General features: G+C 72.4%; 5 protein-coding genes and 2 pseudogenes. 5 read left to right on the top strand and 2 right to left on the bottom strand.

The annotated features are described in order from the left end of the window. On the top strand, positions 1 to 186 hold a 186-nt coding region (locus ABZ646_RS38090; protein WP_360529730.1), incomplete at its 5' end, for a nitroreductase/quinone reductase family protein. Between the two features lie 121 nt (positions 187 to 307). Here ABZ646_RS38090 and ABZ646_RS38085 read toward each other — a convergent pair. Then, positions 308 to 1,285: a cation diffusion facilitator family transporter gene (locus tag ABZ646_RS38085; protein WP_360529727.1), complete on the bottom strand. Its 978-nt coding sequence runs from the start codon at positions 1,283 to 1,285 to the stop codon at positions 308 to 310. 123 nt (positions 1,286 to 1,408) lie between these two features. Between ABZ646_RS38085 and ABZ646_RS38080 the strand changes: the two genes are divergently transcribed. Continuing rightward, positions 1,409 to 2,422, top strand: a complete 1,014-nt coding sequence (locus ABZ646_RS38080) for a glutathione S-transferase C-terminal domain-containing protein (RefSeq protein WP_360529724.1) — start codon at positions 1,409 to 1,411, stop codon at positions 2,420 to 2,422. Beyond that, a pseudogene (locus ABZ646_RS38075) lies at positions 2,419 to 2,670 on the top strand (DUF4235 domain-containing protein); the annotation flags it as partial. The gene ABZ646_RS38080 and the pseudogene ABZ646_RS38075, both read left to right, overlap by 4 nt. Positions 2,671 to 2,679: 9 nt before the next feature. On the opposite strand, the gene ABZ646_RS38070 reads toward ABZ646_RS38075, so the two are convergent. Next, positions 2,680 to 3,072: a VOC family protein gene (locus ABZ646_RS38070; protein WP_360529721.1), complete on the bottom strand. Its 393-nt coding sequence runs from the start codon at positions 3,070 to 3,072 to the stop codon at positions 2,680 to 2,682. A gap of 248 nt (positions 3,073 to 3,320) precedes the next feature. On the opposite strand from ABZ646_RS38070, the pseudogene ABZ646_RS38065 reads away from it, so the two are divergent. Next, positions 3,321 to 4,079 (top strand): annotated as a pseudogene (locus ABZ646_RS38065) (amidohydrolase family protein); the annotation flags it as partial. A 572-nt stretch (positions 4,080 to 4,651) separates the two neighbouring features. Beyond that, a partial coding sequence (locus tag ABZ646_RS38060) for a hypothetical protein (RefSeq protein WP_360529718.1) occupies positions 4,652 to 6,002 on the top strand: 1,351 nt, incomplete at its 3' end.

Raw genomic sequence — 6,002 nt, 5'->3', positions numbered from 1 at the left:
GTGAAGTCCGAGCCGCATGTCGAACTCCAGGACGGTACGGTCAAGCAGGACATGACCGCCCGTGAGGTCACCGGCACGGAGAAGGCCGAGTGGTGGGAGCGCGCCGTCGCCGCGTACCCGCCGTACGCGGACTACCAGAAGAAGACGGACCGGGAGATCCCGCTCTTCGTACTGGAGCCGCGGTAGCCGGTGGCGGGGTCGGGGGGATCCGGCGGTCGCGGGAATCCTTTCAGGCCGGGGACCGTCGGAATTTAGAAAAATCTGTTTCCGCCAGGCATGGACCGGCTTCGGGCCGGGCAGCCGAATGTCAGGCCCCGCCGCGTTCCCCCGTCGCGGCGGGGCTTTCCCGTGCCTCCTGTGCGGAGCGGTCGGTGACGTCCAGGAAGATGTGGTCGGTCTCGGCGAACGTCCCGGCGAGGGACCCCTTGATGCGGACCAGGACCTCCTCCACGCGTTCGCTGTCCAGCCCCGGGACCAGGTCGACCCGGGCCGCGACCAGCGTCGAGTCCAGGCCCAGCTTCATGGTGAACAGGGCTTCCACGGTGTCGATCTCCGGCTCCTCGGCCAGCCGTTGCCGGATCCTGTCGCTCAGCTCCGGGTCCGCCGCCTCCCCGATCAGCTGGGTGCGGGCGTCGGCGCCGAGCCGGTAGGCCACGAACACCAGCAGGACGCCGATGGCCAGCGAGGCCGACGCCTCCCAGGCGACCTGCCCGGTGACCATGTGCAGGACCATGCCGACGATCGCGAGGAGGACGCCGATCACCGCGGTGCCGTCCTCGGCGACCACGGTGCGCAGCGCCGGGTCGCGCAGTCCGCGGTCCTCGCGGCGGGCCTGGAGCACCGCCCGCGCGAGGGACGCACCCTCGGCGAGCAGGGCCACGCCGAGCACGATCAGGCCCGCCACATAGCCGCTCGGTTTCTCGTCCGCGCCGTTGCGCAGCGCCTCGACGCCCTGGAAGACGGAGAAGCAGCCGCCCATCACGAAGATTCCGACGGCCGCGAGCAGGGACCAGAAGAACCGCTCCTTGCCGTAGCCGAAGGGGTGCCGGGCGTCCGGGGGGCGGCGGCTGCGGCGCAGGGCGGCCAGCAGGAACACCTCGTTGAAGCTGTCGGCCACCGAGTGCGCGGCCTCGGAGAGCAGCGCGGGCGACCCGGCGACGACCCCGCCGACGGCCTTGGCGGCGGCGATCACCAGGTTGGCCGCGAGCGCCACGACCACCGTCAGGCGGGTCCTGCTGTCGGAGGTCGGCTGATTCGAATCTTCTTTCGATGAAGTCCCACTCACGACCGCCGACTGCCCCGGCGCGCGCTGATCACACCGTGCGGGCGGTGGAAATCGGGCACCATCGGGGAACACGGCCATCGGGTTCCTGTCGGCCCCCACAAGCCCCGGCAGCAAGGAGGAGACATGAGCGACGACGGCAACAGCGCACTCGGGCACAAGGCGTTCTCCCGGTCCCGCAGCCACTTCTCGGACCGGATCACCGCGGACGCGCGGGACGGCTGGCCGGTGGCGGCCGGGCGCTACCGGCTGGTGGTGAGCCGCGCCTGCCCGTGGGCGAGCCGGTCCCTGGTCGCGCGGCGGCTGCTCGGTCTGGAGGACGCCCTGTCGCTCGCGGTCGCCGACCCGATCCAGGACGACCGCAGTTGGCGCTTCACCCTCGACCCGGAGGGCCGGGACCCGGTGCTCGGCATCCGGTACCTCAGCGAGGCCTACGACCGCCGCGAGACCGGCTATCCGGGCGGGGTGAGCGTGCCGGCCGTCGTCGACGTGCCGAGCGGGCAACTGGTCACCAACGACTACCAGCGGCTGACCCTGGACCTGGCCACCGAGTGGACGGCGCTGCACCGGCCCGGGGCGCCCGACCTCTACCCGGAGCGGCACCGGGACGAGATCGACACCGTGATGGCGGAGGTGTACGAGGACCTCAACAACGGCGTGTACCGTGCCGGGTTCGCGCACACCCAGGAGGAGTACGAGGAGGCCTGCGCCGGGGTGTTCCGGCGCCTGGAAGCGCTCGCCGGGCGGCTGGCCGCACAGCGCTACCTGGTCGGGGACACCATCACGGAGGCCGACATCCGGCTGTTCACCACGCTGGTGCGGTTCGACGCCGTCTACCACGGCCACTTCAAGTGCAACCGCTGGAAGCTGGCGGAGCACCCGGTGCTGTGGGGGTACGTCAGGGACCTGTACCAGACACCGGGATTCGGGGACACCGTCGACTTCGACCACATCAAACGGCACTACTACCAGGTCCACACCGGGATCAACCCGACCCGGATCGTGCCCCTCGGCCCGGACACCGCAGGGTGGCTGACGCCCCATCACCGGGAGGAGCTCGGCGGCCGGCCCTTCGGCGACGGGACTCCGCCCGGCCCGGTACCGGCGGGCGAGGAGATCCCGGCGTCGGGGCGGCCCTGAGAACGCGGCGGCAACCGCGGCCAGGAGCAGGGGCCCTGGCCCTCCGGCGGGCCCGGAAGGCGATGCGCGGCGAGCAGGACGCGCCGGACGGTCCGGACCGGGACCGCGGCTGCGGCGAGGTACTGCCGGCCGCGGCGGTCCGGGGCGCCGTGTCAGCCGTGCTGCGCGGCGCCGTGGACCGCACCGGGGCGACGGCCGTCGAGCGTTCCACCGGAGTGTGGCAGACGGCCGGCAAGGGCGGCCGTGACCGAGCGGGTTCAGCCCTGCTTGGGGGCCGCGGTCGGTGCCAGGCGCAGGGTGAAGGAGTGTCCCGCCGGGTCGGCGTACCCCCGTTCCTCGTACGGCCCGGCCGGGTCCTTCGTCTCGATGGGCCGTCCGCCGAGGCCGACCACCCGGCGCTCCGCCTCGTCGAGGTCCTCGACCAGGAGCACGAGATGGGCCTGGAGGGAGTTCTCGGGGCGGGGCCAGCTGGGCGGGGTGGCGTTGACGTCACGCCGGAAGGCGATCCGGACACCGTCGGCCGCGCGGATCTCGACGAGGTTGGCGTTCGCGTCGCTCTCCTCCCCCTCCAGCAACTGCCGGTAGAAATAGGCGAGTTTCTCGGGCTCGGCGCAGTCGAGCACCACGACGGCCGCGGTCACCAGTGCCATGCTTCCTCCCTGGAAGGTCTCCCCGTGCGTCTGTCCCCGATGACCGCTTTCAGTCGGCCGCCGGCCACGCGCCGTCGCACACCGGCTCGCGCCCGGCCAGATGGCGCGGGAGTCGCCGGTATGACGTACGGGCGGCCCGGGTGGTGACACGGCCGCACCCACCTGGGCGAGCCGGGCCTCGGCGGTCCCGGCTGAGTTCCCGGTACGGCACCCCGGCGGCCGGGACGCCGCTGATCGGCGCCCTCGCCGCGGCGGTCGCGGCGGACCGGGACGGTTCACTGACCGCGCGGGTGGTCGGGGCGCTGCGGCGGGACCGGGAGCGCGGTGTCGAGCGGATTCCGAACTCGTCGAGAAGCGGGCCGCGTTGAACCGGAGACGGTTCCGGCCGGCACGGTGAAGCGGAGGCTGGACGGGGTCGCGGAGAACGGCACGGCCACGCTGCTCGACCCGTACCTCTACACGTGCGGCGGCTACGCCACCGCCAACCGGGGCAAGAGCTTCATCGATCCCGGGCGGCTCCCCCCGTACGTCCCCGCGTTGGACGCGCTGGACGCCGTCGAGGCGGCGCGGGCCGCCGACGGACCCGGCGACACGCGGCCCCACCTGGCACATCTCCACGTCATGCACCCGGCCGACGTACCACGCTTCGCCCGGCTCGGCGCCACCGCCGACATCCAGCCGCTGCGGGCCGCGCACGAACCGCAGCTGGACGAGCCGACCATTCCCTTCCCGGGCGCCGAACGGGCCGGGTGGCAGTAGCCGTTCGGGGCGCTGCCGCGCTCCGGGGCGCAGCTCGCGGCCGGCAGCGACCCGCCGGTGAGCAGTCCCGACCCGCTCCAGGGCATCCATGTGGCCGTGAACCGGGTCGAACCGGGCGGCGACGCGCCGGTGTTCCTGCCGGAGCAGCGGCCGGGGCGCTGGCGGACCTGGTGGTCCTGGACCGTGATCCGTTCGCCGGACCCCCGGAGGGCATCGCGGACGCGTGCGTCGCGCACACATACGTGGGGCGCGCGAGTGTACTCGGCTCAGGAGGCGTGAGCAGTAACACACATCACGGCCAGGTCACGCGTAGATCATTTACGCTCTGGGCAGCCTCGTAGCGCTTCACGGCTCAACTTTCGAGCCACGAAGGCCAGTTCGAGTGCACGGGTGGCCGACAGGCCACCCGTACGCAGGGACGGGGGGACTCTGCGCTCTGTCGCCCGAAAGGAAACACATGCCCCAGGACGTCACCTCCGACCTGCCCTTCGACACGCATCCGCACGCCCGGACTGAGGCGGCGACGCGGGTGCCCGTCCGGTAGCGGCAGCGCTTCGACGAGGACCGGCCGTCTGTGGACGGCCGGCGATGTCGAGCCTGCGTCCGCCGCGGACGGGCGGTTCGCCGCGACCGGCGACCGACCGGCACGAGGCAGTGCGGCCTCGCAGGGCGGGGGCGACCCGCTCCGCCCGGCCGGCCGGCCACGCGGCAGCCGTGAACCCGGCGCGCTCGGCGCGCCCGTTCGCTTCCCGGAATCGACCGGCCGACGACCACGGTCGGTCGATTCCGTTGCCATGACCACAGTTCGAAGGAGACAGGTGTGCATTCTCAGGGTGTAGGTGCTGTTCCGAAGGCGTCCGCCGACAGCCCGGTCCCGGCGCAGCCGAGCGCCGGCGGCCGGCCCGCTCAGGCGGGGGAGATCCTGGCCGGCCTCTTGGCACAACGCGTCAACGGGAGCACGGAGCAGTACCGGAGGTGCCAGAACGCCGCCCGGCAGCGGCTGGACGCACTCGGCTCCCCGCATCCCGGCACCACCCTGCGGGTGGAGGGTGCCCTCCACCTGGCGCAGCGCGCCTTCCTCCCGCCCGACGAGGAGGGCTACGCGAGGCTGCGGCACCTCGACGCCAGCCTGCGCCTGATCGAGGCGGCCTTCCCCCAGGTCGGCACCGATGCCGAACTCTGCCGGCTGACCTGCCTGATGCTGGAAGGAGCCTGGCGGACCCGGGCGCTCACCCCGCCGCGCGAGGAGGAGCAGACCACCGCCTGCGGCTGCCCCCTGTGCCGCCGGCTGCCCACGCCCCCGGCACGCACGCTGGACGACTACCGTTGGCGGCAGAGCGCCGGTCGTCCGCTCGCCGTGAAGAACTGGCCCTACCGCCGGGAACTCGACAGTGTCCTGACCGGTGGCTGGTCCTGGACCCGGCAGATGAACGACCTCGAACAGGACCTCGGCCACCGCCACCGCTTCGAGGACGACATCCTCGTCTTCCACGAGTACAAACGCGTCATCGACACCATCGACACCACGCGCCTCACCCAGCACGTCGAAGACCGCCTGGCCGAGAACTTCAGCACCAACAGCGCCCGGGCCCTGGTCTCCGGACTCTTCGCGGCCCACAAGCGGTCCGTCGACGAGTACTGGCTCCGGCAGCACCACGCGGGCCGTGTGGTGCTCCCCCAGACCAACCCGCTCGGCCAGAGCACGTACTCGGTCCTGCAGATGCTGGACTGCCTGTTCTGGCACGTCGCGCCCGACAACGAACTCTGGCAGGAGGAGAACCTCGCCTCCCTGCTGCTGTGCCGCGTCATCGACGACATGGCCGACGTCCGGGCCGACGCCCTCACCGGCGAGATCAGCAACTTCTGGCTCGCCGAGATGCCCACCCACACCAAGGCCCTCTACGCCGCCTGCGCGATAGCCATCGTCAAGTACGGCTGCATGCCCGAGGCGCACCGCCCGATGTGGAACACCTGGCTGATGACCACCACGATCGTCTGGATGGGGCTCACGGGCCGCCACGCCCTGTGGTTCGACGGCATCACCCAGGGGCTCCCGCCGGCCGACGGGTGCCCGCTGTTACCCGACTCACCGGGGCATCGGGCGAGGTGCTCCGGGACGACGAGCAGTCCCCCGCCTGGCAGCCCGTGCACGAGATGGCGCTGGGCCGGCC

Source organism: Streptomyces sp. NPDC007162 (assembly GCF_040634175.1).
Classification (GTDB): domain Bacteria; phylum Actinomycetota; class Actinomycetes; order Streptomycetales; family Streptomycetaceae; genus Streptomyces.
This window is presented reverse-complemented; position numbering and strand designations above follow the sequence as displayed.

What these genes read in the sequence shown, in the direction of transcription:
- ABZ646_RS38080 (WP_360529724.1), top strand. Translation starts at nt 1,409, where the DNA reads ATGAGCGACGACGGCAACAGCGCACTCGGGCACAAGGCGTTCTCCCGG.
- ABZ646_RS38070 (WP_360529721.1), bottom strand. Translation starts at nt 3,072, where the DNA reads ATGGCACTGGTGACCGCGGCCGTCGTGGTGCTCGACTGCGCCGAGCCC.